Annotated in this window: 15 protein-coding genes and 1 other RNA gene; 11 read left to right on the forward strand and 5 right to left on the reverse strand. The window is 39.5% G+C overall.

The features are described 5' to 3' along the window. The first annotated feature begins 5 nt into the window (after positions 1-5). Entirely contained in the window at positions 6-893 is an 888-nt protein-coding gene (locus tag LV92_RS01860; RefSeq protein WP_111621972.1) for a Ppx/GppA phosphatase family protein, read from the forward strand. Between the two features lie 53 nt (positions 894-946). On the opposite strand, the gene miaE is transcribed toward LV92_RS01860, so the two are convergent. Then, positions 947-1528 (reverse strand): tRNA-(ms[2]io[6]A)-hydroxylase, encoded by a 582-nt coding sequence (miaE, locus tag LV92_RS01865; protein ID WP_111621973.1) that lies wholly within the window; start codon positions 1526-1528, stop codon positions 947-949. Positions 1529-1705: 177 nt separating this feature from the next. Here miaE and LV92_RS01870 point away from each other — a divergent pair, with 177 nt between their 5' ends. The 8 genes from LV92_RS01870 to LV92_RS01905 all read left to right on the forward strand — a co-directional run bounded on the left by LV92_RS01870 (position 1706) and on the right by LV92_RS01905 (position 12604). Beyond that, positions 1706-2563, forward strand: a complete 858-nt coding sequence (locus LV92_RS01870; protein WP_111621974.1) for an EboA domain-containing protein — start codon at positions 1706-1708, stop codon at positions 2561-2563. 513 nt (positions 2564-3076) lie between these two features. Then, entirely contained in the window at positions 3077-6427 is a 3351-nt protein-coding gene (locus LV92_RS01875; RefSeq protein WP_111621975.1) for a ThuA domain-containing protein, read from the forward strand. 245 nt (positions 6428-6672) lie between these two features. After that, positions 6673-7581: a TatD family hydrolase gene (locus tag LV92_RS01880; protein ID WP_111621976.1), complete on the forward strand. Its 909-nt coding sequence runs from the start codon at positions 6673-6675 to the stop codon at positions 7579-7581. Beyond that, entirely contained in the window at positions 7581-8483 is a 903-nt protein-coding gene (gene eboC, locus LV92_RS01885) for a UbiA-like protein EboC (protein ID WP_111621977.1), read from the forward strand. Before LV92_RS01880 ends, eboC begins: the two co-directional genes overlap by 1 nt. Before the next feature lie 11 nt (positions 8484-8494). Continuing rightward, positions 8495-9676 (forward strand): 3-dehydroquinate synthase, encoded by a 1182-nt coding sequence (locus tag LV92_RS01890; RefSeq protein ID WP_111621978.1) that lies wholly within the window; start codon positions 8495-8497, stop codon positions 9674-9676. Beyond that, on the forward strand, positions 9670-10863 hold the full coding sequence (gene eboE / locus LV92_RS01895) for a metabolite traffic protein EboE (RefSeq protein ID WP_111621979.1): 1194 nt from the start codon (positions 9670-9672) through the stop codon (positions 10861-10863). The genes LV92_RS01890 and eboE overlap by 7 nt, the downstream gene beginning before the upstream one ends. 3 nt (positions 10864-10866) lie before the next feature. Then, complete coding sequence (locus LV92_RS01900) at positions 10867-12243, forward strand: alkaline phosphatase family protein (RefSeq protein ID WP_111621980.1); 1377 nt, start codon at positions 10867-10869, stop codon at positions 12241-12243. 1 nt (position 12244) lies between these two features. Beyond that, positions 12245-12604 carry a transmembrane 220 family protein gene (locus LV92_RS01905; RefSeq protein ID WP_111621981.1) on the forward strand — a complete coding sequence of 120 codons (360 nt, stop codon included), beginning with the start codon at positions 12245-12247 and terminating at the stop codon, positions 12602-12604. Here the strand turns inward: LV92_RS01905 and LV92_RS01910 are convergent. Beyond that, complete coding sequence (locus tag LV92_RS01910) at positions 12593-14428, reverse strand: DNA polymerase III subunit gamma/tau (protein WP_111621982.1); 1836 nt, start codon at positions 14426-14428, stop codon at positions 12593-12595. The genes LV92_RS01905 and LV92_RS01910 overlap by 12 nt on opposite strands. A gap of 133 nt (positions 14429-14561) precedes the next feature. On the opposite strand from LV92_RS01910, the gene rnpB reads away from it, so the two are divergent. After that, positions 14562-14878: RNase P RNA component class A (gene rnpB, locus LV92_RS01915), an RNA gene on the forward strand. A 264-nt stretch (positions 14879-15142) separates the two neighbouring features. Here the strand turns inward: rnpB and LV92_RS01920 are convergent. Genes LV92_RS01920 through LV92_RS01930 form a run of 3 tightly spaced genes read right to left on the reverse strand, consistent with a single transcriptional unit; the run spans position 15143 to position 17152 of the window. After that, positions 15143-15688, reverse strand: coding sequence for an RsmD family RNA methyltransferase (locus tag LV92_RS01920; RefSeq protein WP_111621983.1), 546 nt, complete (start codon positions 15686-15688; stop codon positions 15143-15145). Further along, positions 15688-16524: a DUF3822 family protein gene (locus LV92_RS01925; protein WP_111621984.1), complete on the reverse strand. Its 837-nt coding sequence runs from the start codon at positions 16522-16524 to the stop codon at positions 15688-15690. Before LV92_RS01925 ends, LV92_RS01920 begins: the two co-directional genes overlap by 1 nt. Further along, on the reverse strand, positions 16502-17152 hold the full coding sequence (locus tag LV92_RS01930; RefSeq protein WP_111621985.1) for a hypothetical protein: 651 nt from the start codon (positions 17150-17152) through the stop codon (positions 16502-16504). Before LV92_RS01930 ends, LV92_RS01925 begins: the two co-directional genes overlap by 23 nt. A gap of 101 nt (positions 17153-17253) precedes the next feature. Here LV92_RS01930 and LV92_RS01935 point away from each other — a divergent pair, with 101 nt between their 5' ends. After that, positions 17254-18687, forward strand: a complete 1434-nt coding sequence (locus LV92_RS01935; RefSeq protein ID WP_111621986.1) for an ATP-dependent DNA helicase — start codon at positions 17254-17256, stop codon at positions 18685-18687. Positions 18688-18720: the final 33 nt, after the last annotated feature.

Raw genomic sequence — 18720 nt, forward strand, 5'->3', positions numbered from 1 at the left:
CTACTTTGAAAGTACGGAAATATGCCGCCATAGATATTGGCTCCAACGCTATACGCTTACTTACCCATAACGTTATTGAAGAAGAGGGGAAAGATACCCTCTTTAAAAAAAGTGCCTTGGTCCGATTGCCGATCAGGTTAGGGGAGGACGTGTTTAAAAACGGGACTATTTCCAAGCGCAATGAAGAGCGTTTGTTGAATGCCATGAAGGCGTTTCAACTTTTGATGGAAGTACATGGGGTGGAAAAATATATGGCCTGTGCTACTTCGGCCATGAGGGAGGCAGATAATGGGCAGTTGGTTATTGATCGCATCTTAGAGGCTTCCGGGGTAAAGATTCAATTAATAGACGGGGAAAAGGAGGCTTCCATTATAGCCTCTACAGACCTTAAGAATTTGATAAGGAAGGATGAGACTTATCTTTATATAGATGTGGGCGGCGGGAGTACCGAGTTTACGGTCTTTTCCGAAGGGAAAATAAAAATTTCGGAATCCTTTAAGATTGGAACCGTTCGGCTCCTGAATGGTATGGTAGATGATTCCCTTTGGAACGAACTGGAACTCTGGCTGAAGAAACACGTTAAGGGACTGCCCAATTTATCGATCATTGGTTCGGGGGGAAACATAAATAAACTGCATAAAATGTCCGGCCGTAAGGAAGGGGAGTCCCTGTCCTATATATGGCTAAGGGCACAATATCATTTTCTGTCGAGCCTGACTTTTGAGGAAAGGGTCTCCGAATTGGGATTAAATCCGGATAGGGCAGATGTAATTATTCCAGCTACACAAATTTTTGTCTCTTCTGCCAAGTGGATCGGAGCCAAAAAAATTCATGTTCCCAAAATAGGGTTATCGGATGGGATTATAAAAACCCTGTACTACGCTAAAGAATAAGGAATTTTATTGTAGAAAATGAATTCTAAAGTATTTTAAACTTAAAAGGCAATTTAGCCGTGGACGGTTTCAGAATTGCCCAGATCTTTCATGATGGATGCTTCGTAAGACAGTAGTTCGTCCCATTTCTTGTCCACTTCCTTGCGATCTCCATACTTACGGGCAAAGTTTAGAAACATGGTGTAATGCCCCGCCTCACTGATCATGAGTTTATGGTAAAAATCTGCCAGCTCCTTATCCTGCAATTGCTCGGATAGCAACCTAAAGCGTTCACAACTGCGGGCTTCAATTAATGCGGCATATAACAAGCGATGTACCAATTGGGTGGTTCTGCTGCCTCCTTTTGGGAAAAACTTTAGTAAGGCAACAACATAGTCATCCTTTCTGTCCCTTCCCAATGATTTTCCGCGGGCCAATATGCGGTCGTGAACCATTTTGAAATGTCCCATTTCCTCTCTTGAGAGCGCTATCATTTCTTGGGTTAGTTCAGTGTATTCTGGAAAGCTCACAATCAAGGAAATAGCTGTGCTTGCCGCCTTTTGCTCACAATAGGCGTGATCTGTTAATATTTCATCGATATTTTTCTCAACAATGTTGACCCATCTGGGGTCTGTGGGTAACTTTAAACCTAACATAGCACAATTTTCTGTTTCAAAAATAGAAAGAATACCATAAACCGCGGTAATTAATGCTGATATAGTTTTATATTTAAGCCTTCTTTGTAAGCATGGTGCAATTATTTGAATTACTCATCGGCTTACTATATGCATTATTAAAATTTATGGTTTAACACGGGATAAATATATTGTAATATGTTATTTGAAAATATTGGTGCCAAGCTTCTGAAAATTTTAGAGGATAATGTGGACAACGTAAATAAGCAGTGGCTGTTGTCAAAAATCGAAGGCATTGTGGAATCAGAGTCCACAAAGGATTTATATCTGACCTATAGCTTGGTACCCACAAAAATTAGATCGGAAAAGGAACTGTCGCTTTTATTGGATGATAAGGAATTAAAGGCTTACCTGGAAATTCAACACGCCAACCTACAGCAGATAGGTAGAATTTATTTGCTTTACAAGGTGTTGGAGGCCAAGGAGGAATTTTTTAAGGCCAAGGTAGCCAATATTATAGAAGTCGCGGATAAGAGTGAACTGGAAACCTTCCTTAAATTTTTGATATTGTTGCCTCATCCCGAAAACTATAAAGTACAGGCTGTTGAGGCTCTAAGGACCAATATCTCTAACGTTTTTGATGCAATAGCGTTAAACAATCCTTATCCTGCGCTTTATTTTAATGAACAGCAATGGAACCAAATGTACCTGAAGGCGGCATTTATGCAGCAAAATTTAAATGAAATTGTACAGGTAGAAAAAAGAGGTAACAAGGAACTTGCAAGAATTATTTCGGATTACGCCCACGAACGTTGGGCAGCATCAAGGGAAATAGATCCCTGTTTTTGGAGGCCAGTGAGTAATTTCATGAACGAAAAACTCTTAAAGGACATGAAGCGACTATTTTCAAGTGAAAATATTGTGGAGCGAAAAGCAGCCGCTCTTTGTTGTTACCACTCCAGTTCAAGCGAAGCGAAGGCATTGTTGGAAGGATTTCCTGAACTAGTAAAAGGAATTGAAAATGGAGGTATTACCTGGGGGAATATCAAGGAATAACCCCAAATTATAAAAAACAATAAGCGGTTGAAAAGTATTGATTTTGTACTTTTTTGAACCGCTTTTTTTATTTGGCTTCCATGATTTATAACTTACCAGCAAATAATGACCTGAATTTGATTTATTGGGAATCAAGATCTCCAACCAGTTTTATTTCTTCATGTTCCTATTGATACAAAAGATTCTCTTTTTTGGGTAGAGCTGTAATCGTGGAAAAAATACCCGCTCTGGCAGATATAATATCACTAAAATATTTTTCATTTTAGGTACGGATCTTTGAACTCGTTTAGATTTGTTGGTGTATGGTCGGATTTTTTCACAGGTTTATATAAAATTCTTTCCAAATGATTTAAATTGCTGCATTATTGTATGGATATTTCATTTTTGGGCAAAAAAAGTATTTATTAAAGCATAATTTGTTTTTAGATGAGGTGTTTTAAGGATTCAAAAGTTAGGTTGAATCATCAATTGGGACATCATAGTTAATGGATTATATTAAATTAATTAGTTTTTATGGATAATATTTTAAAATGGGTAATGGGACTTATCCTTGTTTGTTTACTAGGTTCTTGTACTTCCAAGGAAACCAAATTATTGGTGTTTAGTAAAACGGAAGGATTTAGGCACGGTTCCATTGAGAAAGGTGTGGAGGCAATGAAGAGCTTGGGAGAACAAAATGGCTTTATGGTGGATACGACCGATGATGCAACCTATTTTACTGAGGAAATATTAAAGGAGTATTCGGCTGTTATATTTTTAAACACTACCGGGGATATTTTAAATGAGGTGCAACAGGCTGATTTTGAAAGATATATTCAAGCAGGTGGGGGATTTTTGGGAATTCATGCGGCTACGGATGCGGAATATGGTTGGCCTTGGTACAATAAATTAGTGGGCGCCTATTTTAAGGGGCATCCCAAAATTCAAGAAGCAAGGTTGAATATAATTGATAAAAACCACCCTGCTACCAAATCAATGTCCGATACATGGATGAAGACGGACGAGTGGTATAATTTCAGGGATATCAACCCAGAAATAAAGGTATTGATAGAAATAGACGAGACCAGTTATGAGGGAGGAGAAAATGGGGAGCATCATCCTATTTCCTGGTATCATGAGTATGACGGAGGAAGGTCCTTTTATACGGAAATGGGACATACCGATGCCACCTTTGAAAATCCTGATTTTTTAAAGCATGTCTTGGGCGGTATTACCTATGCAATTGGCGATACTGCTTTGGATTACAGCAAGGCAAAGACAGAAAGGATTCCTGAGGAAAACAGGTATGTTCGTAAGGTCCTCGATTTTAACCTAAACGAACCTATGGAACTGGAAGAACTGCCCGGTAGGGGAATTTTGTTCGTGGAACGCAGGGGGGCTCTAAAACTTTATGATTTTAAGGAAGAAAAAACAAAGCAAATAGCCCAGCTTAATTTGTTTTATGGCAATGAGGATGGGTTATTGGGTATAGCAGTAGATCCGAATTATAAGAATAACAATTGGATCTATTTGTTTTATTCTGCACCAGGTGAAATATCCGAACAACGCATTTCAAGATTTACCTTGGTTGGTGATTCCTTGGACTTAGCATCTGAAAAAAATCTATTGACTATTCCCACATTGCGCAAATGTTGCCATAGTGGAGGGGCCTTGGAATTTGGTCCCGACGGCAATTTATTTATTGGTTTGGGAGACAACACCAACCCCTTCGAATCTTCCGGTTTTGCACCAATAGACGAAAGGGAGGGTAGGGCATTATGGGATGCCCAAAAATCAGCGGCCAATGCCAATGACCTTAGAGGAAAGATTTTGAGAATTAAACCCGAGGACGACGGAACCTATTCCATTCCAGAGGGAAATCTGTTCCCAGTAGGTACAGCTAAGACTAGACCTGAAATATATGTAATGGGTAGCCGTAACCCTTTTAGGTTTTCCGTAGATAGTGAAACTGGGTATGTATATTGGGGAGATGTTGGTCCTGATGCCGGAAAGGGCGATCCCAATAGGGGACCCCATGGTATGGGCGAATTTGACCAGGCTAGAACAGCTGGGAATTGGGGATGGCCCTATACACGCGGTAATAATCAGGCTTATAACGATTATAATTTTACTACCGAGACTCCGGGTGAAAAATTTGACCCTGCAAAGTTGATCAACGATTCTCCCAACAATACAGGTATTAAAGAACTTCCTCCTGCTCAGGAGTCATTGATATGGTTTTCCTATAGTGCTTCGGAAGAATTTCCTTGGTTGGGTTCTGGAGGGGTCAATCCAATGGCTGGGCCAGTTTATCATTCTTCCAACTATCCCAATGCTACTAATAAATTTCCGGAATATTTTGAGGATAAGCTTTTATTGTATGAATGGATGCGGGATTGGATCTATGTGGTAACACTGGATGAAGATCACAATTATGTAAAGGCAGATCCTTTTATGCCCGGTAACGAATTTTCACATCCAATGGATATGCTTTTTGCCTCTGATGGCAACCTTTATATCCTTGAATATGGGCAAAAATGGAATTCCCAAAACATGGATGCTCGCTTAAATAGGATTAGTTATGTTAGTGGTAATCGCAAACCAGTTTCCCGAATTACCTCAGATAAAATGGTTGGCGCACAACCCTTTACTGTAAATTTTTCCGGTGGTAGCTCTGAAGATTTTGATAAGGACAAATTGCAATACGAATGGTATTTTAATTCGGATGAGGTTCAGGATACATCCTTGGAGCCAAGCTTTACTTTCAATGAACCAGGGAATTATACGGTGCGTTTAAAGGTAACCGATGAAGCTGGAAATACGGATATATCCACCCAGAAGATTTTGGTGGGCAATGATATTCCCGAATTAAAGATTGAATTGGATACCAAGAACAGAACTTACTGGAATGGGCATAAAGTAGGCTATAAGGTTGTCGTAACCGATAAACAGGATGGCAGTACCCTCGCAGGTACCATTGATCCCAAGGATGTAAAAGTCACCTTTGATTATATTCCCGAAGGTGAGGATATGGTCAAGGCTACTATTGGGCATCAACAGAATACGATACCGGAAGGCAAGTTGATTATGGACGATACGGACTGTAAGGCCTGTCATGCCATAAATGTCAAGGTAAATGGGCCGTCGTACGAGGAAATAGCAGCGCGCTATTCGGCCAAGGACAAAAACTATTTGATAGATAAGATCATTAAGGGAGGCTCCGGAGTTTGGGGAGAAAGTATGATGTCTGCACACCCTCAACTTAAGGTTTCAGAAGTGGATAAAATAGTAGATTATATTCTTTCTTTAAATACCGAAATTGGGAAAGATGAAAATCTATTGGCTATACAGGGAGAAGTTGGTTTTAACGCCCATCAGGCAAAAAATAGTCAAGGAAAGTATGTTTTAATGGCTTCGTACACGGACAAGGGAAGTAAAGAGCAGCCGGAATCATCCCTTTCTGTTAGAGATCAAATTATTTTTAAATTTCCAAAGTATGAAGGCGCTAATGCAGATGAAAAAAGTGGGGGATTGAGTAATTGGGAGGTGGAAGGAGACAAGGTTATTGGCTCCATTAAAAATGATTCCTATTTAAAATTCAACGACATTGGCTTGGAGGGCCTAAAAAATATAGAGTTGTTGATGTATTTTGGTGCCGACTATCCGTACGAGGGCAAAGTGGAAATTAGGGAGAATAGTCCTAGCGGTACGCTAATCGGAGAAAGCTCCCTGAAGTATTTTAACAAAGAAAAGGGAGCAAAGAAGAACTATCTTATCCCGATAAAACCTACCAAGGATTTTGATGCCCTGTGCCTTGTTTTTAAAGGTATGGGAGACAAGGAGCAAATAATAGCCAATTTTAACGCTATGATATTGAAATATTAAACCGGTTTTGGCGCTAAATACAAATAGCACTCTTAAGGATTAAATAAAGTTATTAGTTGCGTTTACTGTTAAAACACTTTTAAAATGGGCTATTTATAATCGTTGTGACCCATTAATTAATTAACTTTAACGGTTGGAGTCGATTACAAAAATGAATTTTTTGCGATGTTTTGATCAATTCCTTTATGGGCTCCAAAACATTTTAATTTTAGAGACGTTTATCAATTAAAGTATACAATATTATTATGGAAGAGAAAATGATGATTATAGACCCGCATGTACACATGAGCTCTAGGACAACAGATGATTATGAGGCAATGGCAGCCGCGGGTGTAGTGGCCATTATAGAGCCTTCGTTTTGGTTGGGGCAACCACGGACCCAAGTAGGTTCTTTTCAAGATTATTATAGCAGCCTTGTGGGTTGGGAGCCTTTTAGGGCAAGTCAATTTGGGATACATCATTATTGCACCATAGGATTAAATTCCAAGGAGGCCAATAATGAAGCCTTGGCGGAACAGGTAATTGAATTATTGCCATTGTACGTACATAAGGAAAATGTGGTAGCCATTGGTGAAATTGGTTATGACGATCAGACCCCTGCAGAAGATAAGTATTTTAGAATGCAGCTGGAGTTGGCCAAAGAACTGAACATTCCGGTACAGATACATACCCCGCATAGGGATAAAAAGTCGGGTACCTTAAAAAGTATGGAGGTTTGTTTGGAACATGGTTTGGATCCTGGTATGGTTGTTATTGATCACAACAACGAAGAAACCGTTAAGGATGTATTGGATCGCGGTTTTTGGGCGGCATTTACGATTTATCCAAAAACCAAAATGGGGAACGAAAGAATGGTAGAGGTAGTAAGAAATTTTGGAAGCAATCGAATTATTGTCGATAGTTCTGCGGACTGGGGGGTTAGCGATCCCTTAGCGGTGCCAAAAACGGCTTCCCTGATGTTAAAAAGGGGCATAGCAAAATCGGATGTGGTTAAAACCTGTTACCAAAATGCATTGGACATTTTTGGGAAAAATGGTAAGATGAAAGAATCCGATTGGTTAAATCCACAAGGCATCAATCAAACTAAATTATACAACGACAATAGTGTTTTACGAGGGCAGGAGCCTAAGGTTGATGTGGATAAAATAGTATAATGAATCCTGTATTGAAAGGATATTTAAGGCTAGCCAGACCAGCAAATTTACCTACAGCTGCTGCCGATGTTTTGGCAGGTGTGGCTATTGCGGGCGTATTTATGGGTATTTTCCTTAATACGGATTGGAATACTTCCATGGTTGGGAAAATACTTTTGTTGGTGTTTTCCTCAGTGTTCCTTTATGCTGCCGGTGTGGTTCTCAATGACGTCTTTGATCATAAATTGGACAAAACAGAGCGCCCGGAAAGACCCATTCCATCTGGATTGGTTTCTGTGCGATTTGCCGCAATCTTTGGAGGTGTGCTAATGAATTTAGGGGTACTATTTTCATTTTTGGTAGGCCCAGTAAGTGGAATGGTAGCTATTACTTTAGGACTTTCCATTCTTTTGTACGACGCCTTGGGGAAACACCATTCCTTTTTTGGTCCACTTAATATGGGAGTTTGCAGAGGCTTAAATTTGCTTCTAGGGATTACCATTATGGGTGATTTTAGCAATTGGGGGTATTTTATTTTTCCAGTTTTATATATAGCGGCCATAACCCTGATAAGTAGGGGCGAAGTGCATGGGGACAATAAGAACCATATTATTTTTGCAGGGGGATTGTACAGTAGTGTGATTTTGGGATTAGTTGTTCTTTTTTCAACTACTGGCCTTAATTTATTGGAGGCCATTCCATTTCTATTACTGTTCGCTTTTTTAATATTTAGGCCTTTGTTGAGGGCATATGCAGAAAATTCGCCCAAGAACATTAAAAAGGCAGTAATGGCCGGGGTAATATCGATTATTGTTTTGGACGCAACCTTGGCCGTAGGATTTTCCCATTGGTGGGTAGGGTTGATTATACTGTTGCTATTGCCATTATCTATTTTTTTATCAAAACTGTTCGCAGTTACCTAACGTTTTAAAGTATGTCACATTATAAACCAATAGAACAATCCTTTAAAGTAGCTTATGAGTATAAGCTACATTTTACGGAAAATATTTTTAGTTTGCACAACCCCTTGTTCAAGAATATTATTAATGGGTATAACAATAAAGGGCATGTAAAAGTACTTTTTGTAATAGACAGTGGTGTATTGGCCTGCCATCCAAATTTAATGGCGGAAATTACTTCCTATTGCACACAAAATAGTTCAGCGATACATCTAATGGAACAATTGGTGATTACTGGAGGGGAACAGTGTAAGAATGATTACCACAATGTGGAGCGGATATTGAATGCCGTGAATGATAATCGAATTTGCAGGCATTCTTTTGTAGTGGCCATTGGGGGAGGTGCCATTATAGATATGGTGGGATATGCTGCCGCCATAGCCCACAGGGGGGTGAAGCTGATAAGAATTCCTACTACAGTGCTGTCCCAGAACGATTCGGCCGTAGGGGTGAAGAATAGTTTTAATATTTTAGGCAAAAAGAATTTTCTGGGAACTTTTGCGCCAGCTTATGCCATAATAAACGACAGTAATTTTTTAACCACCTTGGAACAGCGCGATTGGATTTCCGGCATAGCCGAGGCGGTAAAAGTGGCTTTAATCAAGGATACGGTATTCTTTGATTTTATAGAAGAGAACAGTACACTGCTTCGGGCACGTGATATGGAGTCCATGGAGTACTTAATTTATCGTTGTGCAGAGATGCATATGGAGCATATTGCCCTAGGGGGAGATCCCTTTGAAAGCGGTTCTTCCAGACCTTTGGATTTTGGCCATTGGGCAGCCCATAAATTGGAATACATGACCAATTATCAACTGAGACATGGCGAAGCTGTTGCAATTGGTATGGCCTTGGATTTGGTATATGCCCATTTTATAGGGTTGATAAGTAAGGAAACGCTGGACCGCATTTTAAAAGTTCTGGAACAAATTGGGTTCGATTTACATATCCCTATTGAAAAAGACAGTGATCTGGATGATTTGTTAAACGGCATTCAGGAATTTAGGGAGCATTTGGGAGGGGAACTTACTATTACCTTGATATCCAAAATAGGCAGCAAACACGATGTGCATGAAATTGATGTTGCCACCATGGAAAAAGCAATCGTATGGTTAAACGAAATGTACAAACCTAAAGTATCCAATACCACATGTTAATACAAAACAAATATCATCTAAGCTATTGTAGCAATATCCATCCTGGTGAAGATTGGGAGCAGACCTATAATAGCCTAAAAAAATATCTTCCTAAAATAAAGAAGGAAGTTTCTCCGGAATCCCCTTTTGGTATTGGACTGCGTTTGTCCAATGTGGCAAGTTTGGGGCTAAATGAAGGTAGTAATTTGAAAGATTTCAAGGATTGGTTGGACCAAAATCAATTCTATGTTTTTACCATGAACGGTTTCCCTTATGGAAATTTTCACAACGAAAGGGTGAAAGATATGGTACATGCCCCAGATTGGACCACCAAGGAAAGATTGGATTATACGAAGCGACTTTTTGATCAATTGGCCTTTTTAGTTCCTGAAGGTATTTCGGGAGGTATTTCTACTTCACCTGTCAGTTATAGGCACTGGCATAATTCTAAGGAAGCTTTGGACAAGGCCTTTGCAACCGGAGCCGAAAGTATGGCAGAGATTGTTTTGCAGTTGGTAGAAATTGAAAGGAATACGGGTAAATATCTGCATATGGATATAGAACCGGAGCCGGATGGTATGTTAGAGAATAGCGATGAGGTAGTTCACTTTTACGATACCTATTTGATTCCCAGATCAACCCAAAAATTGATTGATGTTTTGGGGTGTAACAAGGAAACGGCCAAGGATTTAATTCTAAGACATATAACGGTTTGTTATGATGTCTGCCACTTTTCCCTAGCCTATGAGGAACCGGAACATACTTTGGAAAAATTTAACAAAGCGGGAATAAAGGTTGGTAAAATACAAGTGAGCTCTGCCCTTAAAATACTTTTTAAGGAGGGTGAAAATGAGGCTATATGGCACTCGCTTAGTCAGTTTAACGAACCCACTTACTTGCATCAGGTCACCGAAAAGATAGGTGACAAAATAGTTACCTATAAGGATCTGCCCGAAGTTTTGAAGCATCGCTCCGATGCCAAAGAGCTAAGGTCCCATTTTCATGTACCCATTTTTTTGGAAAAGTACGACCATTTATTTTCTACCCAGGACCAAATACTCAAGGTGTTGGAATATCTAAGGAAAGATCAATTTTCGGATCAATTGGAGATTGAGACCTATACATGGGATGTTTTGCCTAAAGATCTTAAAACCGAACTGTCCAATTGCATTGTTCGTGAAATTGAATGGTTAAAGAGTAAAATTTAAGGAATGAAGAAAACCGTAGTGCTTAACGTTGTAGGATTAACACGGGGATTGATAGGGGAGCATACACCCTTTATTAAATCTTTTATGGAGAGAGGAGCTTCGGCAACTATTACACCACAATTGCCTGCAGTGACCTGTGCAGTTCAAGCCACCTATTTAACAGGCAAAACGCCATCTGAACATGGTATAGTTGGTAATGGTTGGTATTTTAAGGAGGAGCATGAGGTTAAGTTTTGGCGTCAATCCAATAGCCTTATCCAATCCGAAAAAATATGGGACAAACTAAAAAAGCTGGACAGTAATTTTAGCTGTTCCAATATGTTCTGGTGGTACAATATGTACTCTAATGTAGATTACAGTGTTACTCCCAGACCAAATTATTTGGCAGATGGAAGGAAGATTCCTGATGTGTATTCCTATCCCGCGGAACTAAGGGACCATTTGCAAAAGGAATTGGGGACATTTCCGCTTTTCCACTTTTGGGGCCCAAAAACATCTATAAAATCCAGTCAATGGATTGCGGATGCCAGTTTAAAAACGGACGTTTTACATGATCCCACCCTCACCTTGGTCTACCTACCGCATTTAGACTACAATATGCAACGCTACGGGACCGATCTAACCAAAATTTCAGGCGACCTAAGGGAGATCGATGATGTAGTTAAACAATTGGTGGAATATTATGAGGCTAAATCGGCCCATATTATTCTACTTTCAGAATATGGGATAACCAATGTGAATAATCCAATTCATTTGAATAGAAAACTTAGGCAAGAGGGTTACCTCGATATACGGGTAGAAAGGGGACTGGAATTATTGGATGCAGGAGCCAGTAAGGCATTTGCCGTTGCAGACCATCAGTTGGCCCATGTATATGTAAAGGATAGAGAGGATATAGATAAGGTCAAGGCTATATTAGAAGGCCTTAAGGGGGTAGAGCAAGTGCTGTCTGGTGACGAAATTAAAGATCTGCAATTGGATCATGAACGTTGTGGAGATTTGGTGGTGATTGCGGATAAGGATTCTTGGTTTACCTATTACTTTTGGTTGGATGATAATAAGGCACCTGATTATGCAAGAATGGTAGACATTCACAAAAAACCAGGATACGATCCGGTGGAGATGCTGCTGGATCCAAAGGATAAATTCTTGATGCCAAAGGTTATGTGGAAGTTGTTGAAAAAGAAATTGGGTTTCCGAACGGTAATGGATATTATTCCCTTGGACGCCACTTTGGTTAAAGGGTCACATGGTAGGATGCCCGAGAATTCCAATGATCATCCAATATTGATAACCAATAATAAAAGCGCTACTTTAAAGGATAGTCTATTGGCAACGGAAGTGTACGGTATTATAGAGAACCATCTTATAAATTCTTAGCATGAGGCTTTTTTCCAAGATATTTTCGGGGGTATTTACCGTATTGTTTGTTTGGGCGGCATTTGTCCAATACAACGACCCGGATGCCTTTATGTGGTACTTCATTTACGGAATAGCGGCTGGGGCATCATTTTTGTTTTTCCTTGGCAAATTGAATTTATTGATTCCTGTTGTGCTATCGTTTGCTTATTTAATTGGGGCGTGGATTTTTTGGCCTGATTACTTTGAAGGAGTTTCAATAGATGGGGGAAATATAGATAATATAGAACATGCTAGGGAGTCCTTGGGACTCATAATTAATGCTTTGGTAATGTTGTTCTATGTTTGGAGGGTTAAGGTTGGAAGGGCGCTAAATATCTAAATCGAACTCTTTTCGCAAAAGATCTATAGCCGGATTTTTTTCCCTTAATTTCATGTACTTTTCTTCTGGGGTAAATGCAAATTTCTTGGCAGTGGCCTCGTTTACAGTTATTCGCAGTTGTATAAAGTGGTTGTTGAGCTTTAGTTTTAAATACTCCATAAGGTCGTACTTTTCCCGCTCAATTTCTTTTTTCATGGTGCCATTTGGCAATTCTATCCAAATAGTAAAATTATCCGTAAGCTTGGGAACATCCGAATGCAGGTTGGATGCCAAAATTTTACGCCCATCATTATCCAAAATTTCAACGAAATCTGCCCAATGTTTTTGCATTTCTGCCTCTATAAAATTGGCTTTGGGAAGGTTGCTTTCATCAATAACATCTTCTTTTTTATTCAGTTGATGTTCCTTTTTGGCCTTTAAGCTGGAAAGTGAAAGACCAGAAACCCTCCTTTCGGCAGATTTTATGTTGATTTTGGTCCTAGGCGCTGGATTGGACTCCTGGGCAACATTTACGGATCCACTCCCATCACTTTTGTGTGTCTTTGTGGAAGTATGTAAAGGGGAAGCTTGGTTCTGGGGAGTTTGTTCCTCTACAATGACGCTTTCGGTAATCGGTGCTTTGGTAGGGGTGGTTTTTGCCTCCGTTTGGTTGGACTGGATTTCTTTCGCTACAGCGGTAGGACGACTAACCTTATAAAAGGAGGCGGGGATAATAAAATCTGGTTTGTTGCGACCATTCCCTAAGGATTCAGACTTTTTTTTTTCTCCATCAAAATCGATAGAGGCTAATTTCATTAAGGTCAATTCAACAAGAAGACGTTGATTTTTACTGGACTTGTACTTTATGTCGCAATCGTTGGCCAAATCGATCGCCGATAAAAGAAAGCCACTAGTTGTGTTTTTGGATTGTTCGCTGTAGTGTTTTTTTGCCTCCTCCCCAACTTCCAGGAGTTCTATAGTGTTCTGATGCTGGCATACCATTAAATCCCTAAAATGTGAAGCTAGGCCACTTATAAAATGGTGTCCATCAAACCCCCTGGCCAAGGTTTCATTAAAAAGAATGAGTAAGCCGGGAATATCATGCTTTAGAATAAGATCCGTAGCAGCGAAATAGGTGTCGTAATCCAGAACGTTTAAATTCTCGGTTACGGCTTTTCTGGTCAGTTTTTTGCCCGAGAAACTCACTACTCTGTCAAAGATGGAAAGTGCATCGCGCATAGCGCCATCAGCTTTTTGGGCTATGATATGAAGTGCATCGTCTTCAGCTTCTATTTCTTGGTTCTCCGCGATATATTTAAGGTATTCGGCAGCATCCTTAACTGTGATGCGCTTAAAATCAAATATCTGGCAGCGAGACAGTATTGTAGGTATAATCTTATGCTTTTCCGTTGTGGCCAATATAAATATGGCATGTGCGGGTGGTTCCTCCAACGTCTTTAAGAAAGCATTGAAGGCGGCCTGGGACAGCATGTGCACCTCATCAATAATGTATACCTTGTATTTTCCAACTTGTGGGGGTATGCGCACTTGACTTGTAAGCTCCCTTATATCATCTACCGAATTGTTAGATGCGGCATCCAGCTCAAAAATATTAAAGGCAAAGTCCTCATCTTCGTTCGTTCTACCATCTTGATTGATCTGCTTTGCCAGAATACGGGCACAAGTAGTTTTTCCTACCCCTCTGGGACCCGTAAACAATAGTGCCTGAGCCAGGTGATCATTGTCTATGGCATTAGTAAGGGTATTGGTAATAGCCTGTTGCCCAACAACATCCTTAAATGTTTGGGGCCTGTATTTTCTGGCGGATACTATAAAAGGTTCCAAGGCTATTAACTTAAATTCGGTGTAAAAATAATACCCCGATGGGTTAAGTACAAATATAAAAATAGCATTGCATTAAAGGGCCTATTTAACTTTCTTTAGTACTTTATTTATCAACAATTGAATTACCTTTGCAATAGCAGGTCGCCTTATCGCTCCCCGCGTTCCGTGGGGGGAGGAAAGTCCGGACACCATAGTGCAGTATAGCGGGTAACGCCCGTCCGTCGAGAGATGAGGACAAGTGCAACAGAAAGTATGTACAGGTTATGCTGTAGTGAAACCAGGTAAACTCTATACGGTGCAACGTCATGTAAATCAGTGTTTGAGGGCTGCACGCCCAAGCTGAAGGGTAGGCGGTTAGAGCCTTTGGGCAACCATTGGCCTAGATAAATGATAGGGAGGCCATGAAGCAATTCAAGGTTAACAGAATCCGGCTTATGACCTGCTTTTTTTTAATGAGACAGCATTTGCGCAGCAAATGCGTAGTCGAATTAATGCCGCCGCAGGCGGTATCATTGATTATAAAAGTGTTTTTTTTGGGTAATGCCGCCCCAGGCGGTATCATTTTGATTATGCAAGTAAAGGAGAAGTCCTTTCAGTTAATGCCGCCCCAGGCTGTATAATGTGCACTTAACAGCGTTGCAGGCGTTAAAGCAACTACCTAATGTCTCAGTAGGTGGTATCATTTCAATGTAATTCAGTTGTATTAGACTTTAGTTATTCTTCCGTCCATTCGAAAAAGCTGAAAACACTACCGCCATATCTTCTTTGGTTGGTGAAATGTTCCAAATGTGATAGATCGGTATGTTTGGAATGCTCAATGATCAAAACACCATTCTCTAGCAGTAGCTGCTTTTCAAATACCAGTTTGGGAATAGTATCGAACTCTTCAGGGGAAAGATCATAGGGCGGATCGGCAAATATAATATGCGCTTTTACAGGGTTAGTTTCCAGATATTGAAAAACATCTTTTTTGATGGCCACTATAGGGAAGTTCAAGTCAGTGGATGTTGCTGTAATAAACTTAATACATCCAAAGTCTGCATCCACGGCTGTAATGCTTTCCGAGCCCCTGGAGGCAAATTCGTAACTGATGTTTCCAGTCCCTGCAAATAGATCCAATACACTTACCTCGTTAAAGTAGTATTGGTTGTTGAGTATGTTAAAGAGGGCCTCTTTAGCCATATCTGTGGTGGGGCGGACAGGGAGCTTTTTGGGAGCAGTTAGTCTTTGGCCTTTGTTTTTACCAGATATAATACGCATTAAAGAGTGTTTAGTAGAGTAAAATCTATAGTTTCCTTATCCGATTCCCCAAAATGATAAAATGAAGTGTTGGAAGGAATGAAAATGGAAATGTCCCTTACATATTGATGGCACATATTGTATAGTTCATCACCTTCCTCAATAGATCCAAAAAGTTTAAGTTTAGTGGTTTCCGTATCCAATTTCAATTGTTCCAAGGTAAATAGTAGATAGTAAATAAAATCTTCCTTGGTCGCAAAACTGAAGTTGTTGTATAAAATCAATTTTTTGTTGGAAATTACGGCGATGTCCATATGTCCTTCTATGAGATGTACGTAACAAATGGGTTCATTTTGGTTTCCATGATGGTTTGTCAAGGTCTGGATCATGACCGTGCCATGGTGCATAAATTCAAATTCGCCAAAAAGGTCGTATATATAATTGTTTATGTTCATAAAGGGAACATAAACGTTTACCATGTCCAAGCTTTTAATTTCATCATATTCCAGATGGTCGTTTGCCAGGATTTTGGCATTGAATTTTAGATAATTGGCCAATTCATCTTCGTTGAAAAGTGGCTTTGGGACTAGGCTGAAAAGATTGTTCCTATGAATTACAACGACTTCTGAAAACTTTACATCCCTTATTTTATTTTTCTCAAAAAGCTGCTTTATTTCCTTTTGAACGGCATATGGGGTAAGTTCATTTTCAAACACCAGCCTTTCAGAAGCAAGAATGGTGTTGGAAAGTGTATCCAGGACACAAAAAGAAAGTCCATTCAAGCTAACTTGAATGGACAATTTATGATATTCCGATTTAGAATTTTCTAAAATGCTATTGGTCGTTTCGTTTGTCATATATAGATGGCCAATTTCCACTGGTGCTTACCTCGGTCAAAGATCCAACCTTAATTACATTACCGTTAACCTCATCTACATTAATTTGGCTATTCTCCCTAGCCAATAAAGCTTTGGGTTGGTCATGTAAAACAACATCCTTGCTAACTTTTGCTTCGAAAACTGGAGCTTTGTAACCGCTTTTTTCGATGATGGTCGACTTCATTTCAAATTTTTCGCCATTAGGAGCATAAGGAACATTCATCATTGTCTTAAAACGATCGTCTTTTTTGAATAAGGAATCCTTAACAGAAACAGTACCAAGTGTATCTACTATTTTAACTTCTTTCAGCATATCGATACCAAAATTCTTATCATACTCCAAATAAGAGGAATCTCTCTGTTGGGTTATGGTATAATTGCCGGTATCAACAAAACTTACAAGGGCATTGAAATCCTTTGCATATCTGCCATTTACAGTTTTATAGGCTTCTTGTGAATTTCTAATGTCCTTCAAATTGGATATTACCTTAGCAAAACGTTCTTGCTTAACTTTCTTAAATTCAATTGGGCCGTTCACAGAATTATATATCATATAACCCAACACGATAGATACTATCCAAAGGAAAATTTGTAAAATGGTCTTCATTTTGTAAGTGTTATTTTATTTAGTGGTTGTCACAAATCTACAATTTTTTTTTAATGGTAAAAGTATTTGACCTTAAAAATACTGATTATCTTTGATGACCTATGACTTCTATAACCGATGCTACTTTTTTTAAACTACTGACAGACAAATTTCCGCATGATCCAACTGCCAAGCAGTCAGTGGCTTTGCAAAAACTTGCAAGTTTTGTTTTATCTACGGAAAAGGATAGTGTTTTTATGTTAAAAGGGTTTGCAGGTACTGGAAAAACTACCATTGTTGGTACTATTGTGACCAATCTTTGGAAGACCACGATGAAGGCTGTTTTAATGGCTCCTACAGGTAGGGCGGCAAAGGTAATGTCCAATTACTCCGGAACACAGGCTTTTACGATACACAGAAAAATTTATTTTCCCAAAAAACAGAGTGGGGGTGGGGTACAGTTCGTATTATCGCCCAATAAGCATAGAAATACCATTTTTATTGTAGATGAGGCCTCCATGATTCCGGATACTCCCACTGATTCCAAATTGATGGAAAATGGATCGTTACTGGACGATTTACTAATGTATGTGTATTCAGGACATAATTGTAAATTGATACTCATTGGTGATACGGCCCAGTTGCCACCGGTACATTTGAATATTAGTCCGGCTTTGAACGAGGACCAATTGGCCTTGAATTATAATAAGGAAGTAGTGTTATTGGAGTTGGACGAAGTAGTGAGACAAGCGGAGGATTCTGGAATATTGGTAAATGCAACCAATTTAAGGGAGCAGCTGCAAGGGGAGTATTTTGATGATTTTAAGTTTTCTGTCAGTCATTATACAGATATAGTTCGATTGGTGGATGGGAATGATATCCAAGAGGCAATAGATGAATCATATTCCCAAAATGGAAAAGAGGAAACCGCTATTATAGTACGTTCCAATAAGCGGGCCAATCTATACAATGAGAATATCAGGAATAGGATCCTCTACCTGGAGAACGAGTTGGCCACAGGGGACTATATGATGGTAGTAAAAAACAACTATTTTTGGTTAAAGCCTACCTCCGAGGCCGGTTTTATTGCCAACGGCGATATCATTGAAGTATTGGAGATATTTGCCATTAAAGAGTTGTACGGTTTTAAATTTGCCGAGGTCAAGGTGAAAATGGTAGATTATCCCAATCAAAAACCGTTTGAAACCGTGCTTTTGTTGGATACCATTATGGCAGAGACCCCATCTTTGTCCTATGATGATGGTAACCGTCTTTATCAGGAAGTTATGAAGGACTATGCCGATGAGAAATCCAAATACAAAAAGTTTTTGGCAGTAAAGAACAATAAGTTTTTTAATGCGCTCCAAGTTAAATTCTCCTATGCCATTACCTGCCATAAGTCCCAAGGGGGCCAATGGAATACCGTGTTTGTGGAACAGCCGTATTTACCCAATGGAATTGATAAGGAATATCTTCGTTGGTTGTATACAGCCATGACCAGGGCAAAGCATAAATTGTATCTTATAGGCTTTAAGGACGATTTTTTTGTTGATTAGGAATAGCCTAATTTCGCATTTAAAGTAAGGGAA

The organism is Arenibacter echinorum, assembly GCF_003259375.1.
Lineage (GTDB): Bacteria > Bacteroidota > Bacteroidia > Flavobacteriales > Flavobacteriaceae > Arenibacter > Arenibacter echinorum.